We start from the raw sequence: 17,799 nt of genomic DNA, 5'->3' as shown, positions 1-17,799 counted from the left end.
AGCCCCGCTGGAAAGGGAGCTTTCCGCTCCCTCTTGCCTTCGGCAATTCACCCCGAGGATATTTGGACCAAGGTAAACGGACCTGCCTTTATCTTGGCAACAATATCCTCAGGGGGGAGCCCCCGGAGGGGCGAGGGGGCCGACAGCCCCCTTGCGGCCCCTCCGCCCGCAGCGCGCATGATTTCCCCTTGCGCTTCCTTGCGCCCCGTGAAATGGGGAAGCGCCAAACGATCCCATCCATAGACCCGTTCAGGAGGCTCCCATGGAGATTCGCGAGGCGCTCACCTTTGACGATGTGCTTCTGGTTCCGGCGGCGAGCAATGTGCTGCCGTCCGATGCCGATACATCCACCTTCGTGACGAAGCAGATCCGCATGAATATCCCGCTGCTTTCCTCGGCAATGGATACAGTGACCGAGGCACGCATGGCGATTGCCATGGCGCAGGCGGGTGGTCTGGGGGTGATCCACCGCAATCTCGACATCGAGGCACAGGCGCGCGAGGTGCGGCGGGTGAAGCGGTTCGAAAGCGGCATCGTCTATTCCCCGATCACGCTGACGCCCGATCAGACGCTGGCCGATGCCAAGGCGCTTCAGGATCGTTACAACGTCACCGGCTTCCCGGTCGTCGATGCCGAGGGGCGCGTGGTTGGCATCGTGACCAACCGCGACATGCGCTTCGCTTCGGATGACCGCACCCCGGTCAGTGTGATGATGAGTGCCGACAATCTCGCTGTGCTGCGCGAGCCGGTGGACCGCGATCAGGCGATCAGCCTGATGAAGGCGCGGCGGATCGAGAAGCTTCTGGTCACCGATGGCAAGGGCAAGCTGACCGGCCTCCTGACCCTGAAAGACACCGAACAAAGCGTGCTGAACCCGCAGGCCTGCAAGGACGAGCTTGGCCGCCTGCGCGTCGCTGCCGCCTCGACCGTGGGGGATGCCGGGTTCGAGCGCAGCCAGGCGCTGATCGACGCGGGCGTGGACATGGTGGTGATCGACACCGCGCATGGCCATTCCGAGGGTGTCGCCCGCGCGGTGGAGCGTATCAAGGCGCTGTCGAACACCGTTCAGGTGGTGGCAGGCAATGTCGCCACCGCCGAGGCAACCCGCGCGCTGATCGGCGCTGGCGCCGATGCGGTGAAGGTCGGCATCGGGCCGGGCTCGATCTGCACCACCCGTATCGTTGCGGGCGTGGGCGTGCCGCAACTGACCGCGATCATGGACAGCGCGGGCGCGGCAGGGGATATCCCGGTCATCGCTGACGGCGGCATCAAATATTCGGGCGATTTTGCCAAGGCCATCGCGGGCGGCGCCTCCTGCGCCATGGTCGGTTCGGCCATCGCGGGCACCGATGAAAGCCCCGGCGAGGTGATCCTGTGGAACGGCCGTTCGTTCAAAAGCTATCGCGGCATGGGCAGCCTTGGCGCCATGGCGCGCGGCTCGGCCGACCGCTACTTCCAGAAGGATGCCGCCAGCGACAAGCTGGTGCCGGAAGGGATTGAAGGGCAGGTGCCCTACAAAGGGTCCGCCGCCGCCGTGATCCACCAGCTTGTCGGCGGTCTGCGCGCCGCCATGGGCTATACCGGCAACCGCACGGTGGCCGAGATGCGGCAGGGCTGCAATTTCGTGCGCATCACCGGGGCGGGGCTGAAGGAAAGCCATGTCCATGACGTGCAGATCACCCGCGAAAGCCCGAACTACCGGATCGGCTGATGCAGGCAACGGGCGACATCCTGCGCTGGGATGGGGCGGAGCTGATCCGGCTTTATGACGGCGCCGTGCGCTTCGGGCAGGATTTCTTTCCCGATCCGCGCGGCACTGCCTTGCCGGACGAAGTTGTCCTGCCGGTGCAGGCCTATATGCTGCGTCGTCCGGGTGCCGCGCCGCTGCTGATCGATACCGGCTCGGGCGCGCTATATGGCGACAAAGGCGGGCGTGTTGCCAGGGCGCTGGCCGCGCTGGGGCTGGCACCGGATGATATCGGCGATCTGGTCCTCACCCATCTGCATGGCGATCATTGCGGTGGGCTGCTGAGCGATGGATATTCCGCTTCCCGGCTGCATGTGGGAGCGGTGGAGGCCGATTACTGGGCCGCACAGGATCATGCAGCCTCGGGTCGTGTGCTGGCGGAAAACGCCAGCCGCATTCGCCGCGCGCAGGACGGCGAGGAAATTGCGCCCGGTGTCCGGGTCTGGGGCTTGCCTGGCCATACGCCCGGTCAGATCGGGCTGGTGATCGATGATCGCGTGGCGGTGGTGGGCGACATGCTGCACCGCGCCGATATCCAGCTTGCCGATCCGCGGATCGCCACCAAATTCGACGTCGACCCGGCGCAGGCGGTGGCGACCCGTCTCGCCGCGCTGGAGCGGATCGCCGCAGAAGGCTGGGTTTTCTGCGCCGGTCACGCGCGTCTGCCGGGGCAGGAGGAAGGCGCAACGGGCCAGCCCTTCCTGCGGCTGCAACATGCCGGAACAGGCTGGCAGGCGGTGGCGGCATGACGCCTGCCGCCCGCCTCTCTGCTGCCATCGGCATTCTGGATCGTATTCTGGCGGGCTCACCCGCCGAACAGACGCTGACAAACTGGGGCCGAGCCTCGCGTTTTGCCGGATCTGGCGACCGGAATGCGGTGCGTGATCTGGTGTTCGACGCGCTGCGCTGTCGGCGCAGTTTCGCCGCGCTCGGTGGCGGCGAGACCGGACGCGGGCTGATCCTCGGCGGCTTGCGTTCGGCAGGGCAAGACCCCGAGAGTTTTTTCACCGGCGAGGGCCATGCGCCCGCGCCGCTGACATTGGCGGATGCGGGCCAGACGCCCGAAGGTTATGCCGCACACGATCTGCCCGACTGGCTTGGCCCCCGTATGGAACAGGATCTGGGCGCGGATTTCCGGGCACTTGCCGAAGCCCTGCGTCACCGTGCGCCCGTGTTCCTGCGGGTGAATACCGCACGCTGTGCGCTCTCTGACGCGCAGGCTGCGCTGGCGGCTGAGGGGATCGAAACCGTCCCGCATCCGCTGTCGCCCACCGCACTGCAAGTGACGGGCGGCGCCCGCAAGGTGGCCGGATCAGCCGCCTATGCCGATGGGATTGTGGAGTTGCAGGATGCCGCTTCGCAGGCGGTGGTGGATGCGCTGCCGCTGGCGGATGGCCAGCGCGTGCTTGACTATTGCGCGGGCGGCGGCGGCAAGACGCTGGCCATGGCGGCGCGGGCGCGGCTGAAGCTGTTTGCCCATGACGCCGATCCGCGCCGGATGCGCGACCTGCCCGCGCGGGCGAAACGTGCCGGAGCGCGCGTGACGCTGACCGAGGCGCCGCAGGGTCCTTTTGATCTTGTCCTCGCCGATGCGCCCTGTTCCGGTTCCGGCAGCTGGCGCCGCGCGCCCGAGGGCAAGTGGCTGCTGACGCCCGATCGGCTTGCTGGAGTGATCGCGGTGCAGGCGCAGATTCTTGACCGTATCGCCACACTGGTCGCGCCCGGTGGTGTGCTGGCCTATGCCACCTGTTCGCTGCTGCGGGCCGAAAACGAGGCCCAGATCGCTGCGTTTCAGGCCAGATCACCGGGTTGGAGCCTCGCGAGCCAGCGCCGCCTGACCCCGCTGGATGGTGGCGATGGCTTCTTCGTCGCCGTGCTGCGGCGCGATCAGTAAAGCTCGAAACAAAGAGCTGTGGGAGGCCGACGTCGGTTAAGCGGCGGTTAACCTTTTCCCTGCCGAATGGTGCCAGACGATTCCCGGAGAGGGCGGATGGTGGACAGGAACCTTGTGGGCGCAGGCATCTCGCGGCGTCCACTGGCCGAAACGGTGACGGCCTTCGCGCAAAGGCTGGGCCAGGGGGCCTGGCTTCTGCTGGCCGCGGCACTGGGCTGCGCGGTGACGGTCGCTCTGGCGCCGCCGGGGCAGAACCGGCTGATTGCCGCCAGTGTCGGCATGACGCTCTGCCTGCTGGTCCTTGGCCTGCGCGGCATAACCCTGGCGCAGGCGCTGCGCCTGCGTCGGCTGGAACGCGATCTGGGCCTGCTGATGGGGCAGGATGCGACCCCATGTTTTTCCACGGACGGCGTGGGTGTGATCCGTTTTCAGAATGCCGCCGCGCGGGCCAGATTTGGACCCCGCGACGGGACCACGCTGATGGCCTCGCTTCAGGATCACTTCGTCAGCCCGGCTTCGGTGCTTTATCGGCTGCAAAGCCGCGCCATGAACGGCGGCGCCGCGCGCGAGGATGTGGTGACCCGCAATGCCCATACCCGGCTCAGTTGTCACCGGATCGGTCCCACAATGTTCCTGTGGCGGCTGGAGGAATTTCTGGATCGCACGGGCGTCGGTCGTGGTGCTGAAACGCTCAGCCTTCCCATGCTGGTGGCAAACAAGGCCGGGGTAATCCTGTTCAGCAACGAGGCGATGCGGCGGCTCGCGGGCGGGCGCCCCCGGCATCTGGACCGGATTTTCACCACCACGCGCCTGCGCAGCGGCGAGGAGATCGAGGTTGACGGGGCGGACGGCAAGATCAGGGCCATTCTGGCCGAGATCGAGGGGCCGGGCGAACGGCGTGAGATCTATCTTTTGCCGATGCCGGGACAGGCCGAACTGACATCAACCGATTTCGAAACGGTCCCCGTGGCCCTTCTGAAATTCGCGGCGGACGGGGCCCTCATGTCCGCCAATCGCGCGGCGCGCGAGGCGATCGGGCTGGCACCCGATCAGGATATCAGTATTGCCGACCTGTTCGAGGGGCTGGGACGTCCGGTCACCGACTGGCTGGCCGACGTCATGGCAGAGCGTGTGCCATCGGGGGCCGAGGTGTTGCGGCTTGGTACGGCAGAGACAGACCGTTTTTTTCAGATCACATTGCGGCGCATCGTCGAAGGCGGCAGACCACTGGCATTGGCTGTCCTGACCGATGCAACCGCGCTCAAAACCTTGGAAGCCCAGTTTGTCCAGAGCCAGAAAATGCAGGCCATCGGACAGCTCGCCGGGGGGATTGCCCATGATTTCAACAATCTGCTGACCGCGATTTCCGGGCATTGCGATCTTCTGCTGTTGCGGCATGACTGCGCCGATCCCGAATATGCCGATCTGGTGCAGATCCATCAGAACGCGAACCGTGCGGCGAGTCTGGTCGGTCAGTTACTGGCCTTCTCGCGTAAACAGACCCTGAAGCCAGAGCGGCTGGACCTGCAGGAACTGCTTTCTGACCTGACGCATTTGCTCAACCGGCTGGTTGGTGAACGGATCAGTCTGAGCCTGGCCCATGCACCGGACCTCGGCCCGATCCGGGCCGACAAGCGCCAGTTGGAGCAGGTACTGATGAATCTTGTCGTCAATGCGCGGGATGCCATGCCGGACGGTGGAACGATCCGTATCGAGACCGAGGCGTTGACCCTGAAAGAAGAGCTTCGGCGCGACCGCGCCGTGGTTCCGCCTGGCGACTATGCCGTGATCCGTGTGCTCGATACCGGCTGCGGCATATCGCCAGAGAGGTTGCAGAAAGTTTTTGAGCCCTTCTACACAACCAAGCGGGTCGGCGAGGGGACGGGGCTTGGCCTCTCTACGGCCTATGGAATCGTCAAACAGTCCGGTGGCTTCATCTTCGTGGACAGCGAAGTCGGCCACGGCACCGTGTTCCATCTCTATTTCCCGATCAATTCCGCCGGGAGCACGGTACAGAAAACAGCACCTTCTCGTCGCAATCCGGCCCGGTTGGGGGAAGGGGTGGTCCTGCTGGTCGAGGACGAGGCCCCGGTGCGTGCTTTTGCGAGTCGCGCGCTACGCCTGCGCGGCTATACGGTGCTTGAGGCTGACAGCGCCGAAGCTGCCCTCAAAACGCTGGAAGACCCGGCGGTGAATGTCGATATCTTCGTGACCGACGTGGTGATGCCCGGGATGGACGGGCCAAGCTGGGTCCGGCAGGCACTGGAAACGCGGCCGAATGTGCGGGTGGTCTTTGTGTCCGGCTATGCCGAAGATTGCCTGTCACAGTCGCAGGCGCGCATCCCAAATTCGGTATTCCTTCCGAAACCCTTCTCGCTCAGCGATCTGACCGATACGGTGCAGCAGCAGTTGCACTGAAATATCGGGTGCTTAGCCCTGGCTGGCGACAGTGTCGTATAGCTCGAACTCCCTGGCGGCGACCTTGCGCAGCAGCTTTTCGGTTGCAGGGTCCAGCCCAAGTTCCATGACGGGCGAGACATTCAGTCTGGGCAGAAGGATCTCACAGTTCAGCCGGTCCTCCAGAAACTGGATCAGATCCTCGATCCTCTCATAGCGGAACAGTCGGGTCAGACCCTTGTCATTCTTCGGCGCCAGAAACTGCGACTGCGCGCCGACGGCGGCATAGGCGGGTGGGGCATCGGAGCAATAATCGCGAACAAACTGATCAAAACTGATCCCGGCGGTGCTTTTCGCCGCGTCGCCAATATCCTCGCGCTGACGATAGCGATACCAGCTTCCAAGCCAGTCCAGAGGCTCCCGGATCGTCGCGATCACGTCGAAGGGCCTCCCCGCGGTGCTTTCCAGCCAGGGTCCGATAAAGCGGTGATATTTGCGGAGGTTCGCATGTTTCAATTGCGGGGGCCGCTGAATCGCCAGATGAGCAAGCGATTCGAGCGCGGCCTCGATAGCGGTGGTCCCTGTCTTGGGCGTCGCCAGCATGGTCAGTCGCTGGTGCCAGAAAACGAGCATTCCTGCCTCTTTTTTACATCGGGATGCCTCTGACCCCGCCCTTGTAAACTATCTCTTAACCCGAATGGGAAAAAGCTGATTTTACGGAAGAGACAGAAGATTTGTTCTTGTTTTGATCTGGAAAATCTGGAACAAGAGGGGAACAAGCTGCAAAGCGCCCGCACATTGCCCAGACCGTGCGGCTATGGGATAAGGACCGAAGAAATGGCAACGGCAACCCTGCTCGATCTGAACGGAAAGCGCGATATGGACAAGCAGAAGGCGCTCGAAAGTGCGCTGGCACAAATTGAACGGCAGTTCGGCAAGGGCTCGATCATGAAGCTCGGTGCCGAGAACCCGGCGATGGAGATCGAGGCGACCTCGACCGGCTCGCTGGGGCTGGATATCGCGCTGGGGATCGGCGGGCTGCCGAAAGGCCGCATTGTCGAAATCTATGGGCCTGAAAGCTCCGGCAAGACCACGCTGACCCTGCATGTGGTGGCGGAAGAGCAGAAGAAAGGCGGGGTTTGTGCCTTTGTCGATGCCGAGCATGCGCTGGACCCAAGCTACGCGCGTAAGCTGGGTGTTAACCTTGATGAACTTCTGATCAGCCAGCCCGACACCGGCGAACAGGCGCTGGAGATCGTGGATACGCTGGTGCGTTCCGGCGCCGTCAGTCTCGTGGTGGTCGACTCGGTCGCGGCGCTGACCCCGAAGGCCGAGATTGAGGGCGACATGGGTGACGCCACGGTTGGCGCGCAGGCCCGCCTGATGAGCCAGGCGATGCGCAAGCTGACCGCCTCGATTGGCCGCTCGAACTGCATGGTAATTTTCATTAACCAGATCCGTATGAAAATCGGCGTGATGTTCGGCAATCCCGAAACCACCACCGGCGGTCATGCGCTGAAGTTCTACGCCAGCGTTCGTCTGGATATCCGCCGCATCGGTGCGATCAAGGAGCGCGATGAGGTGGTGGGCAACTCAACTCGTGTGAAGGTGGTGAAGAACAAGGTGGCCCCGCCGTTCAAGCAGGTTGAATTCGACATCATGTATGGTGAGGGGATCTCTAAAACCGGCGAGCTGATCGACATCGGCGTCAAGGCCGGCGTGGTCGAGAAATCGGGTTCGTGGTATTCCTATGGGGATGAGCGCATCGGCCAAGGCCGGGAAAATGCCAAGAATTTTCTGAAGGCCAATCCCACCGTCGCCATGGAGATCGAAGACAAGATCCGTGCCGCCAACGGGCTGGATTTCCACATGTCAGAGCCCGGCTCGGAAGATGTTGTGGATATGTGATCGAATTCATTCCGCAAGCGACGACACTCAAGGGGCGGTCTGGTGACGGACCGCCTTTTTGCATGTGCCCGTGCCCTGTGACCCTTGCAATGGTGGACAGCCCCGCGCCACGCCGCTAAACGGATCGCAACAGCATTCCCGCCCTAGGGGCGCAGCCGCGGAGCCTCGACATCATGCCGTCGTTGAACGACATCCGGTCCACCTATCTCGATTACTTCCGCCGTAACGGTCACACGGTCGTGGACTCGAGCCCGCTCGTACCCCGCAATGACCCGACGCTGATGTTCACCAACTCGGGCATGGTGCAGTTCAAGAACTGCTTCACCGGCGTGGAAAAACGCGACTATGTGCGCGCCACGACGGCGCAGAAATGCGTGCGGGCGGGCGGCAAGCACAACGATCTGGACAATGTCGGCTATACGGCGCGGCACCACACCTTCTTCGAAATGCTCGGCAACTTCTCGTTCGGCGATTACTTCAAATCCGAGGCGATCCCTTTCGCATGGGAACTGCTGACCAAGGATTTCGATATCCCGAAGGAACGGCTGCTGGTCACCGTCTATCACACCGATGACGAGGCGGCGAATATCTGGAAGAAGGTCGCGGGCCTGTCGGATGACCGGATCATCCGCATCCCGACCAATGACAATTTCTGGATGATGGGGCCGACCGGGCCCTGTGGCCCCTGCACCGAGATTTTCTTCGATCACGGCGACAAGATCTGGGGTGGCCCGCCTGGCAGCGCCGAGGAGGATGGCGACCGTTTCATCGAGATCTGGAACCTCGTGTTCATGCAATATGAACAGTTCGAGGATGGCTCGAAGCGCGAGCTGGACATGCAGTCGATCGACACCGGCATGGGGCTGGAACGGATCGGCGCGCTGCTTCAGGGCAAGCACGACAATTATGACACCGATCTGATGCGCGCGCTGATCGAGGCTTCGGCCAATGTCACCAACGGCGACCCGGACGGCCCCGGCAAGGTGCATCACCGCGTCATCGCCGATCACCTGCGTTCAACCTCCTTCCTGATCGCAGATGGCGTGATGCCCTCGAACGAAGGGCGCGGCTATGTGCTGCGCCGCATCATGCGCCGTGCGATGCGGCATGCGCATATGCTGGGTGCCCAGGACCCGGTGATGTACCGGCTGGTCCCGGCGCTGGTGCGGCAGATGGGCGGGCATTACCCGGAACTGACCCGCGCGCAGGCCCTGATCGAAGAGACGCTGAAGCTGGAGGAAACCCGGTTCCGCACCACGCTGGATCGTGGCCTTCGGCTGCTGGATGACGAACTCGCGCGGCTGCCGGAAGGCGGCGATCTGCCGGGGGCGGCGGCCTTCAAGCTTTACGATACCTATGGCTTCCCGCTGGATCTGACGCAGGATGCGCTGCGCGAGAAGGGCCGGGCGGTGGATGTCGCCGGTTTCGACGTGGCAATGGAGGAACAGCGCGCCAAGGCGCGTGCGTCCTGGGCGGGTTCGGGCGAGGCCAAGGATGCCGCGATCTGGTTCGAACTGGCCGAGGCGCATGGCACGACCGAATTCCTTGGCTATGACACCGAAACTGCCGAGGGGCAGATCCTGGCGCTGGTGAAGGATGGTGCTGCGATTGGCGATGCGGCGCAAGGCGCTGCCGTGCAGATCGTGGTGAACCAGACGCCCTTCTATGCCGAAAGCGGCGGTCAGGTCGGCGACAGCGGGCTGATTCGCACCGATACCGGCCTTGCGCGTGTGACCGACACCAAGAAGGCTGCCGGTGTGTTCATCCATATGGCCGAGGTGGTCGAAGGGTCGATCCTGCGCGGCCAGCCCGCCAAGCTGGAGGTCGAGCACAAGCGTCGCGGCGCGATCCGCGCAAATCACTCTGCCACACACCTGCTGAATGAGGCGCTACGCCGGATTCTGGGCGATCACGTCGCGCAGCGTGGCTCGTTGAACGCGGCGGACCGGCTGCGCTTTGACTTCGCCCATGCCAAGGCGCTGTCGCCCGAGGAACTGGCGCAGGTCGAGGCGGAGGTGAATGCTTTCATCCGCCAGAACGGTGCCGTGGAAACCCGGGTGATGACCCCGGATGATGCGCGTGGCCTAGGCGCACAGGCGCTGTTTGGCGAGAAATACGGCGACGAGGTGCGCGTCGTTTCGATGGGCACGCTGCCCGGTTCAGGCAAGGGCACCGATGGGCATACCTATAGCCTTGAACTTTGTGGCGGCACCCATGTCGCCCGCCTGGGCGAGATCGGCGCCTTCCTTCTGCTCAGCGACAGTGCTTCGTCGGCTGGTGTGCGGCGGATCGAGGCGCTGACGGGCGAGGGGGCGCTGGCCTATGTCGCGGAACAGCAGAAGCTGCTGGCTGATGTGGCCGCAGTCCTGAAGGCGCCCGCAACCGAACTGGCCGACCGCGCACGCGCGCTGCTCGACGAACGCCGCAAGCTGGAGAACGAGGTTGCCACCCTGCGCCGCGAACTGGCGATGGGTGGTAAATCCGGCGGACCGGAAGCCAGGGAAATCAACGGTGTGAAGCTGATTGCTCAGGTCATGCAGGGGGTTTCCGGCAAGGATCTGCCCGGCCTCATCGACGAGATGAAGGCCCGTATCGGCTCTGGTGCGGTGCTGCTGATCGCTGATACGGGCGCGAAACCGGCCGTGGCGGCCGGTGTGACGGCGGATCTGACCGATCGCCTGTCGGCGGTGACACTGGTCAAGGCTGCGGCTGAGGCTCTGGGTGGCAAGGGCGGTGGGGGCCGGCCCGACATGGCGCAGGCGGGCGGTGCGGACATCACGCTGGCCGATCAGGCCATTGCCGCCGTTGAAACCGTGATTGGAGGCTGACCCGATGCCGACTGCCCTGTGGATTGCTCATGTGACCGTCACCGACGCCGAGGCTTACGGCAAATACGCCAAGGAGGCCGGCCCGGCCATCGCCGCGCATGGTGGGGCCTTCCTCGCCCGCGGCGGCCGTTATGTGCAGCTGGAAGGCAATGACCGCGCGCGCAACGTGGTTGCCCGCTTCCCCTCGCTGGAGGCTGCCGTTGCCTGCTACAACAGCGACGCTTATCAGGCGGCGCTGGCCCATGCAAAAGGCGCCAGCATTCGCGATCTGTGTGTCGTCGAAGAAGCCGAATGATCTTTGGCGCCGCGCTGCCTCACACCGGCAGCGCGGTGGTCTCCTTGGTCTCCTCCATCACAAAGCTGGAGGAGACATCGTGCAGTTCGACCCGCGCGATCAGATCCTTGTAAAGCCGGTCGAACGCCTTCACATCCGCCACCCGCGCGCGGATCAGGTAATCCAGATCGCCGGTCATCCGGTAGGCACCCAGAATTTCCGGCATGTCGCGCGTGGCCCGGGTGAATTTCTCCAGCCAGTCGGGGGTATGACGCTCGGCCCGGATCATCATGAAGACGGTCAGGCCCAGCCCGAGCTTTTCCGGGTCCAGCAGCGCGACACGGGCACGTATCACGCCGCTTTCCTCCAGCGCCCTGACCCGGCGCCAGACCGCATTGCGGGACAGGCCGATCCTTTCGCCCAGATCCTCCAGCGAAAGACTGGCGTCCCTTTGCAGGATGGCGAGGATGCGGCGGTCGATATGGTCAAGTTTCTCCATATTTCGCAGGATCACGGGAATTGTTCCCGTTTTCAAGCGCGGACAAGGCGTCATGCCATCTTCATTTTTCTGCCACATGCTGTAGGATGCGAGTGCAGAAACCCCGCAATACAGGCGACGACCGGATCAACCGGCCGCAGGAGTGATGTGAATGTGCCGTTGGGCCGCCTATATTGGCGCACCGATCTTTCTGGAAGATATCGTCAGCCGCCCCGGCCATTCCCTGATCCACCAAAGCCAGTGCGCCACCGAATGCCGCACCGCGATCAATGCCGACGGGTTTGGCATCGCCTGGTATGGCGACCGGCCTGAGCCGGGGCTTTACCGCGATGTCATGCCGGCCTGGAGTGACCCAAATCTGCGCAGCCTTGTGGCGACGGTGAAATCCGGCCTTTTCCTCGCCCATGTCCGCGCGTCAACCGGCACCGCAACCAGCCGCAACAATTGCCATCCTTTCACCTGGGGGCGATGGAGCTTCATGCACAACGGGCAGGTCGGCGGCTATGACAATTTCCGTCGCCATGCCGAAATGCTGATCCCCGATACGCTTTACCCGGCACGCAAAGGTGCGACCGACAGCGAGGCCTTGTTCCTCGCGGCCGTGGCGGAGGGACTGGAAGAAGATCCGCGTGGTGCGATGGAACGCGCGGCGGCAGCTTTTATCCGGCTGGCCCGTGAAAAGGGCGATGCCCCGCATTTGCGCCTGACCGTCGCAATGTCCGATGGCCAGCGGCTCTATGCCATGCGCTATGCCACTGACGAACAGGCGCCCAGCCTCTATCACCGCTGGTCCCCGACACGGGGGGGCCGTGCCGTGGTGTCCGAGCCGCTGGAACGCGGCGAACAGGACTGGCTCGAAATCCCGGAGGCCAGCTTCTGTACCTTTGAAGGCGATGGCCTCACGGTCGAACCGTTCCTCCCCTGCCGACTGGCCGCAGCCGCATGAAAAAAGGGGGCATTGCCCCCCTCGGCTTCGCCTCATCCCCCAGAGTATTTGGACAAGGAGCAAGATGATTTGCTTCTTGCCTGAAATACTCCGGGGAAGCGCCGCAGGCGCGGGGGCAGAGCCCCCTTATTCGGCGCGGGCCTGGCGCTTGCGCTCGTGCGGGTCCAGTTCGCGCTTGCGCAGGCGAACGATCTTCGGCGTGACCTCCACCAGTTCGTCATCGTCGATATAGGCAATAGCTTCTTCCAGCGACATGCGCACCGGCGGCGTCAGGCGCACGGCCTCGTCGGTGCCGGAGGCGCGGACGTTGGTAAGTTTCTTGCCCTTCAGCGGGTTCACTTCCAGATCGTTGTCGCGCGAATGTTCGCCGATCAGCATGCCGACATAGACGGCTTCCTGCGCGCCGATGAACATCTTGCCGCGTTCCTCGAGGTTCCACAGTGCATAGGCGACCGAGGTGCCGTTCTCCATCGAGATCAGCACACCCTGGCGGCGGCCCTGGATCGGACCCTTGTGCGGCGCCCAGTCGTGGAAGATGCGGTTCAGCACGCCGGTGCCGCGTGTATCGGTCAGGAACTGGCCGTGATAGCCGATCAGACCGCGCGAGGGGACGTGGGCCACGATCCGGGTCTTGCCGACGCCGGCCGGCTTCATCTCGACCAGATCGCCCTTGCGCTCGCCAGTCAGCTTGTCGATCACGGCGCCGGAATATTCGTCATCCACATCGACGATGACCTCCTCGATCGGTTCGAGGCGCTGGCCGCCTTCCTCGCGGAAGATCACGCGCGGGCGCGAGATCGACAGTTCGAACCCTTCGCGGCGCATATTCTCGATCAGCACACCCATCTGAAGTTCGCCGCGGCCCGAGACGATGAAGGCCTCGCCGCCGGGGGTGTCCTCGATGCGGATCGCGACGTTGGTTTCGGCCTCTTTCATCAGCCGTTCGCGGATGACGCGCGACTGCACCTTGTTACCGTCGCGGCCTGCCAGTGGGCTGTCATTGATGCCGAACGTCACCGAGATGGTGGGCGGGTCGATAGGCTGGGCGGGCAGGGCGGTATCGACCGACAGATCGCAGAGCGTATCGGCCACGGTTGCCTTGGTCATGCCGGCGATGGTGACGATGTCACCTGCCACCGCCTCGTCGATGGGTTGCTGGCCGAGGCCGCGGAAGGCGAGGATCTTGGTGACACGGAACTGTTCGATCCGCTCGCCCGTGCGGGTCAGCGCCTTCAGCGAGGCACCAACTTTCAGCGTGCCCGCTTCGACGCGGCCGGTCAGGATACGGCCGATGAACGGGTCAGCCGACAGGGTGGTGGCGAGCATCTGGAACGGCTCGGCCGCCTTGGCGAGCTGTTTCGGCGCCGGAACGTGACGCACGACCAGTTCGAACAGCGCCGTCAGATCCTTGCGCGGACCGTCGAGGCTGTCATCGGCCCAGCCGGCACGACCCGAGGCATAAAGATGGGGGAAGTCGAGCTGTTCGTCGCTGGCGCCAAGGTTGGCGAAGAGGTCGAACACTTCGTTCAGCGCACGGTCGGGTTCGGCATCGGGCTTGTCGACCTTGTTCAGCACTACGATGGGGCGCAGACCAAGGGCAAGTGCCTTGGAGGTCACGAATTTGGTCTGCGGCATCGGGCCTTCGGCGGCATCGACCAGCAGCACCACACCATCCACCATGTTCAGGATGCGCTCGACTTCGCCGCCGAAATCGGCGTGACCGGGGGTGTCGACGATGTTGATGCGGTTGCCATTCCATTCGACCGAGGTGGCCTTGGCCAGAATGGTGATCCCGCGCTCACGCTCGATATCGTTGCTGTCCATGGCGCGTTCGCTGACGGCCTGATTTTCGCGGAAAGCGCCGGACTGTTTCAGCAATTCGTCCACGAGGGTCGTCTTGCCATGGTCAACGTGCGCGATGATCGCGATGTTGCGAAGCTCCATCGGAGGGGTCTCTTTCACAGAATGGGTTTGGGGGCGCCTTACAGGAGGTCAGGCGGAAACGCCAGTGAAACCTGTGCAAAAGGCCGGTTCAGGTGACGATATACCAGTCGCGGCGATGGTTCATGGCCACGATGAAATTCAGAATGGCCGCGCCGAGCGCCGACCACAGCACCCTGTCGAGGGGCAGGACAGTGAGAGCAATGAAGAACAGGGTGAGGTCGAACCCCAGCTGGACCCAGCCCGCGCGAAGGCCCAGCCGGTCTTGCAGGATCAGCGCCACGATGGACACGCCGCCAAGGCTGGAGGCGTGCCGGAACAGGCCCAGCAGGCCGACACCCGCGACCACGCCAAACAGGATCGCGGCGACGGCAGGATGAATGCCGGGAAGCGGCAGCCATGTTACAAGCGCGCTGGCCAGAAGCGAGACGGCGGTGACGGTCACGAAGCTCTTCAGGGCAAAGACCGCGCCGCGCCGCATCCAGGCGAAGGCATAGAAGGGCAGGTTGACGGCGAAGAAGGTCAGACCGAAGTTCCACCCTGTCGCATAAGACAGCAACAGCGCGACCCCGGCGGTGCCGCCTGTGATCAAGCCGGCCGCACGCAGCAGGTGGATACCCAGCGCCGCCTGTATGGCGGCGGCGGTCAGGCCCTGGGCATCTTCCAGCAGCGAGTGGCGAGGGGTGAATTGAAGGTCAGCATTCATGACCTAAATATGCCGCATCGCAGCGAAATGAGCAGCGCGCATTCTGCAAGGCTGATCTGTGTGCCGTGCAGGGCCAGGCCCGCGGGAGTCAGGCGACGATATAGCGGTCGCGGCGGTGATTGATTGCGATGACCAGATTGACCACCACCGCACCCATGAAGCTGAGCGCGACCGTCGGCACATTCCGCAGGCAGAGGGCGATAGTGAACAACAGCGCATCAAAACCCAGCTGCACCCAGCCCGCGCGAAACCCCCAGCGATCCTGGATCATCAGGCCAAGAATTCCGATTCCGCCAAGGCTCGCCCCGTGGCGGAACAGTGCCAGCAGCGCCGAACCGGAGGCCAGGCCGAACAGCACCGCGCCGAAAACCGGGTTCAGATGCTCAAAGCCGATCCAGCCGGGCATGACCATGCTCAGCCCCGACAGGCAGGCAACGGCGAGGAAGGTCTTGATCGTGAAGGCCGGACCCATACGCAGCCAGCCCAGCAGATAGAAGGGCAGGTTGATTGCAAAGAACACCGGGCCGAACCCCCAGCCGGTCGCGTAAGAGATCAGCACCGCAAGCCCCGCCGTTTGCCCGGTGACAAGGCCCAGATGCGTCAGGATCACGATGCCGAAGGAAGCCATGACGGTACCATAGGCAATCCCTTGGGCATCCTCGATCATCGAATGGCGGCTGACCTTGGCGGTCTGGGTCATTGGGCGCTCCTGTATCGGCGCTGTTGCGCTGAAGCCACGTCAGCAGTGCAGAACGGCCACGTCGGGCGAATTCCTTTGCCCCGGACGGGGCTGCCGTGCAAGCAGGGTCGCATCCGGCAATTCAGACAGGGAGGGCGGATCATGGTTTACAACGCATACGCCCTTTCGACCGGCGTGAACTCGGCAGCAGCCATTGCCCGAGCTTCGCAGCGAACCCGCGTCCTGGCCCGAGCCTGACCGCAGTTCACCGGCCCCATGTGGCCAACCGTCTGAACCCCTGACCGGACTTCTTTCACAAAGCGCGCGTGACGGGCCATTGGCCGTGATGTCGCACCTCTGTCCGGTCATTTTCAACCTAACAGCAGAGGCCGGTTGCGTGATCCGCACCGGAAATCCCATGACCAAAGATGAAAGCCTTCCGGCAATCCATGCCCTGATCCACAGCCTTGGTGCGCGCCGCGTGTTCATCGCCGCCGCGCTGGCGCTGCTGCGCCCCGCACCCCGGCGGCCACTGGCGGCGCAGTTCCAGGATCTTGATGACCGCATGCGCCGTGACATCGGATTGCCGCCAAAGGCGGCTTCGCCCCCGATGCCGCCGGGGATGCAGCATACCCTATGGTGAAACGAAAAGGGGCGGCCCGAAGGCCGCCCCGCACCGGCGTCAGCCCGCCAGAGCCTTGTTGAGGTATTCGTCCACCTTTTCGAGGTAGCCCATGGTGGTGAGCCACTTCTGGTCGGGGCCAACCAGCAGCGCCAGATCCTTGGTCATCCAGCCGTCTTCCACGGTCTGCACGCAGACTTTCTCCAGCGTGGTGGCGAAGGTGGCCAGCGCTTCGTTGCCGTCCAGTTTCGCGCGGTGCTTCAGGCCGCCGGTCCAGGCGAAGATCGACGCGATGGAGTTGGTCGAGGTTTCCTTGCCCGCCTGATGCTGACGGTAGTGACGGGTCACGGTGCCATGCGCCGCTTCCGCCTCGACCGTCTTGCCATCGGGCGTCATCAGCACCGAGGTCATCAGGCCCAGCGAACCGAAGCCCTGCGCCACGGTATCCGACTGCACGTCACCGTCGTAGTTCTTGCAGGCCCAGATATAGCCACCCGACCATTTCAGCGCCGAAGCCACCATGTCGTCGATCAGGCGGTGTTCGTAATGGATGCCAGCGGCCTTGAACTTGTCTTCAAACTCTTCGGCATAGACCTTGGCGAACAGATCCTTGAAACGGCCGTCATAGGCCTTGAGGATGGTGTTCTTGGTCGAGAGGTAAACCGGCCAGCCCTTCATGAGGCCATAGTTCATCGAGGACCGGGCGAAGTCGATGATCGACTGGTCGAGGTTGTACATCCCCATGGCCACACCGGCGGCGGGGGCGTCAAACACATCACGTTCGATCACAGTGCCGTCTTCGCCCACGAATTTCATCGTGAGCTTCCCCTTGCCCGGGAACAGGAAGTCGGTGGCGCGATACTGGTCACCAAAGGCGTGACGTCCGACGACGATCGGCTGGGTCCAGCCCGGAACCAGACGCGGCACGTTCTTGCAGATGATCGGCTCGCGGAAGATCACACCGCCGAGGATGTTGCGGATCGTGCCGTTCGGCGACTTCCACATCTGTTTCAGGCCGAATTCCTCGACCCGCTGTTCATCGGGGGTGATGGTGGCGCATTTCACCGCCACGCCGACTTCCTTGGTCTTCAGCGCGGAATCGATGGTGATCTGGTCATTGGTGCGGTCACGCTCTTCGATGCCGAGATCGTAATAGAGCAGGTCGACATCCAGATAGGGCAGGATCAGCTTCTTCTTGATGAAATCCCAGATGATCCGGGTCATTTCATCGCCGTCCATCTCGACGATGGGGTTCGCCACCTTGATCTTGGTCATGCGCCTGGCCTTTTCAGGTTGAGGATTCGGATGGAGGCTGCATAAAGGAAAAACTGCGGCAAGGGAAGCCCGGTATGCAATTG

Annotated in this window: 15 protein-coding genes; 9 read left to right on the top strand and 6 right to left on the bottom strand. The window is 63.5% G+C overall.

Annotation, left to right across the window (positions count from 1 at the left end):
* Nucleotides 1-262 precede the first annotated feature (262 nt).
* The 4 genes from guaB to AO684_RS15590 all read left to right on the top strand — a co-directional run bounded on the left by guaB (nt 263) and on the right by AO684_RS15590 (nt 6,059).
* Nucleotides 263-1,711 (top strand): IMP dehydrogenase, encoded by a 1,449-nt coding sequence (gene guaB / locus AO684_RS15605; protein WP_054303644.1) that lies wholly within the window; start codon nt 263-265, stop codon nt 1,709-1,711.
* Nucleotides 1,711-2,496: an MBL fold metallo-hydrolase gene (locus tag AO684_RS15600; RefSeq protein WP_054303643.1), complete on the top strand. Its 786-nt coding sequence runs from the start codon at nt 1,711-1,713 to the stop codon at nt 2,494-2,496. The genes guaB and AO684_RS15600 overlap by 1 nt, the downstream gene beginning before the upstream one ends.
* Complete coding sequence (locus tag AO684_RS15595) at nt 2,493-3,641, top strand: RsmB/NOP family class I SAM-dependent RNA methyltransferase (protein ID WP_054303642.1); 1,149 nt, start codon at nt 2,493-2,495, stop codon at nt 3,639-3,641. Before AO684_RS15600 ends, AO684_RS15595 begins: the two co-directional genes overlap by 4 nt.
* Before the next feature lie 96 nt (nt 3,642-3,737).
* Complete coding sequence (locus AO684_RS15590; RefSeq protein ID WP_054303641.1) at nt 3,738-6,059, top strand: ATP-binding protein; 2,322 nt, start codon at nt 3,738-3,740, stop codon at nt 6,057-6,059.
* Nucleotides 6,060-6,071: 12 nt separating this feature from the next.
* On the opposite strand, the gene AO684_RS15585 is transcribed toward AO684_RS15590, so the two are convergent.
* Nucleotides 6,072-6,671 (bottom strand): hypothetical protein, encoded by a 600-nt coding sequence (locus AO684_RS15585; protein ID WP_054303640.1) that lies wholly within the window; start codon nt 6,669-6,671, stop codon nt 6,072-6,074.
* A gap of 204 nt (nt 6,672-6,875) precedes the next feature.
* Between AO684_RS15585 and recA the strand changes: the two genes are divergently transcribed.
* The 3 genes from recA (at nt 6,876) to AO684_RS15570 (ending at nt 11,069) form a co-directional block, all read left to right on the top strand.
* Nucleotides 6,876-7,946, top strand: a complete 1,071-nt coding sequence (gene recA, locus AO684_RS15580) for a recombinase RecA (RefSeq protein WP_054303639.1) — start codon at nt 6,876-6,878, stop codon at nt 7,944-7,946.
* A 173-nt stretch (nt 7,947-8,119) separates the two neighbouring features.
* Nucleotides 8,120-10,774, top strand: coding sequence for an alanine--tRNA ligase (gene alaS / locus AO684_RS15575; RefSeq protein ID WP_054303638.1), 2,655 nt, complete (start codon nt 8,120-8,122; stop codon nt 10,772-10,774).
* A gap of 4 nt (nt 10,775-10,778) precedes the next feature.
* Nucleotides 10,779-11,069: a DUF1330 domain-containing protein gene (locus AO684_RS15570; RefSeq protein ID WP_054303637.1), complete on the top strand. Its 291-nt coding sequence runs from the start codon at nt 10,779-10,781 to the stop codon at nt 11,067-11,069.
* A gap of 19 nt (nt 11,070-11,088) precedes the next feature.
* Here AO684_RS15570 and AO684_RS15565 read toward each other — a convergent pair whose 3' ends face one another.
* Entirely contained in the window at nt 11,089-11,547 is a 459-nt protein-coding gene (locus tag AO684_RS15565; RefSeq protein ID WP_054303723.1) for an Lrp/AsnC family transcriptional regulator, read from the bottom strand.
* A 151-nt stretch (nt 11,548-11,698) separates the two neighbouring features.
* On the opposite strand from AO684_RS15565, the gene AO684_RS15560 reads away from it, so the two are divergent.
* On the top strand, nt 11,699-12,493 hold the full coding sequence (locus AO684_RS15560; protein ID WP_054303636.1) for a class II glutamine amidotransferase: 795 nt from the start codon (nt 11,699-11,701) through the stop codon (nt 12,491-12,493).
* A 126-nt stretch (nt 12,494-12,619) separates the two neighbouring features.
* Here the strand turns inward: AO684_RS15560 and typA are convergent, their stop codons facing one another.
* The 3 genes from typA to AO684_RS15545 form a co-directional block, all read right to left on the bottom strand.
* Complete coding sequence (gene typA / locus AO684_RS15555; RefSeq protein WP_054303635.1) at nt 12,620-14,437, bottom strand: translational GTPase TypA; 1,818 nt, start codon at nt 14,435-14,437, stop codon at nt 12,620-12,622.
* 88 nt (nt 14,438-14,525) lie between these two features.
* Nucleotides 14,526-15,140 carry a YitT family protein gene (locus AO684_RS15550; RefSeq protein WP_054303634.1) on the bottom strand — a complete coding sequence of 205 codons (615 nt, stop codon included), beginning with the start codon at nt 15,138-15,140 and terminating at the stop codon, nt 14,526-14,528.
* Between the two features lie 88 nt (nt 15,141-15,228).
* Nucleotides 15,229-15,840: a YitT family protein gene (locus AO684_RS15545; protein ID WP_054303633.1), complete on the bottom strand. Its 612-nt coding sequence runs from the start codon at nt 15,838-15,840 to the stop codon at nt 15,229-15,231.
* Nucleotides 15,841-16,237: 397 nt separating this feature from the next.
* Between AO684_RS15545 and AO684_RS15540 the strand changes: the two genes are divergently transcribed.
* Complete coding sequence (locus AO684_RS15540) at nt 16,238-16,462, top strand: hypothetical protein (RefSeq protein ID WP_054303632.1); 225 nt, start codon at nt 16,238-16,240, stop codon at nt 16,460-16,462.
* Nucleotides 16,463-16,501: 39 nt separating this feature from the next.
* Here AO684_RS15540 and AO684_RS15535 read toward each other — a convergent pair whose 3' ends face one another.
* A complete protein-coding gene (locus AO684_RS15535) occupies nt 16,502-17,716 on the bottom strand; it encodes an NADP-dependent isocitrate dehydrogenase (RefSeq protein WP_054303631.1) in 1,215 nt (404 codons plus the stop codon).
* Nucleotides 17,717-17,799 lie beyond the last annotated feature (83 nt).

This window comes from Gemmobacter sp. LW-1 (genome assembly GCF_001303875.1).
In the GTDB taxonomy this organism is placed as follows: Bacteria; Pseudomonadota; Alphaproteobacteria; order Rhodobacterales; family Rhodobacteraceae; genus Gemmobacter; species Gemmobacter caeni.
The sequence above is the reverse complement of the archived record's forward strand: the minus strand, read 5'-3'. Positions and strand labels throughout refer to the sequence as shown.

What these genes read in the sequence shown, in the direction of transcription:
- guaB (WP_054303644.1), top strand. Translation starts at nt 263, where the DNA reads ATGGAGATTCGCGAGGCGCTCACCTTTGACGATGTGCTTCTGGTTCCG.
- AO684_RS15600 (WP_054303643.1), top strand. Translation starts at nt 1,711, where the DNA reads ATGCAGGCAACGGGCGACATCCTGCGCTGGGATGGGGCGGAGCTGATC.
- AO684_RS15595 (WP_054303642.1), top strand. Translation starts at nt 2,493, where the DNA reads ATGACGCCTGCCGCCCGCCTCTCTGCTGCCATCGGCATTCTGGATCGT.
- AO684_RS15590 (WP_054303641.1), top strand. Translation starts at nt 3,738, where the DNA reads ATGGTGGACAGGAACCTTGTGGGCGCAGGCATCTCGCGGCGTCCACTG.
- AO684_RS15585 (WP_054303640.1), bottom strand. Translation starts at nt 6,671, where the DNA reads ATGCTCGTTTTCTGGCACCAGCGACTGACCATGCTGGCGACGCCCAAG.
- recA (WP_054303639.1), top strand. Translation starts at nt 6,876, where the DNA reads ATGGCAACGGCAACCCTGCTCGATCTGAACGGAAAGCGCGATATGGAC.
- alaS (WP_054303638.1), top strand. Translation starts at nt 8,120, where the DNA reads ATGCCGTCGTTGAACGACATCCGGTCCACCTATCTCGATTACTTCCGC.
- AO684_RS15570 (WP_054303637.1), top strand. Translation starts at nt 10,779, where the DNA reads ATGCCGACTGCCCTGTGGATTGCTCATGTGACCGTCACCGACGCCGAG.
- AO684_RS15565 (WP_054303723.1), bottom strand. Translation starts at nt 11,547, where the DNA reads ATGGAGAAACTTGACCATATCGACCGCCGCATCCTCGCCATCCTGCAA.
- AO684_RS15560 (WP_054303636.1), top strand. Translation starts at nt 11,699, where the DNA reads ATGTGCCGTTGGGCCGCCTATATTGGCGCACCGATCTTTCTGGAAGAT.
- typA (WP_054303635.1), bottom strand. Translation starts at nt 14,437, where the DNA reads ATGGAGCTTCGCAACATCGCGATCATCGCGCACGTTGACCATGGCAAG.
- AO684_RS15550 (WP_054303634.1), bottom strand. Translation starts at nt 15,140, where the DNA reads ATGAATGCTGACCTTCAATTCACCCCTCGCCACTCGCTGCTGGAAGAT.
- AO684_RS15545 (WP_054303633.1), bottom strand. Translation starts at nt 15,840, where the DNA reads ATGACCCAGACCGCCAAGGTCAGCCGCCATTCGATGATCGAGGATGCC.
- AO684_RS15540 (WP_054303632.1), top strand. Translation starts at nt 16,238, where the DNA reads ATGACCAAAGATGAAAGCCTTCCGGCAATCCATGCCCTGATCCACAGC.
- AO684_RS15535 (WP_054303631.1), bottom strand. Translation starts at nt 17,716, where the DNA reads ATGACCAAGATCAAGGTGGCGAACCCCATCGTCGAGATGGACGGCGAT.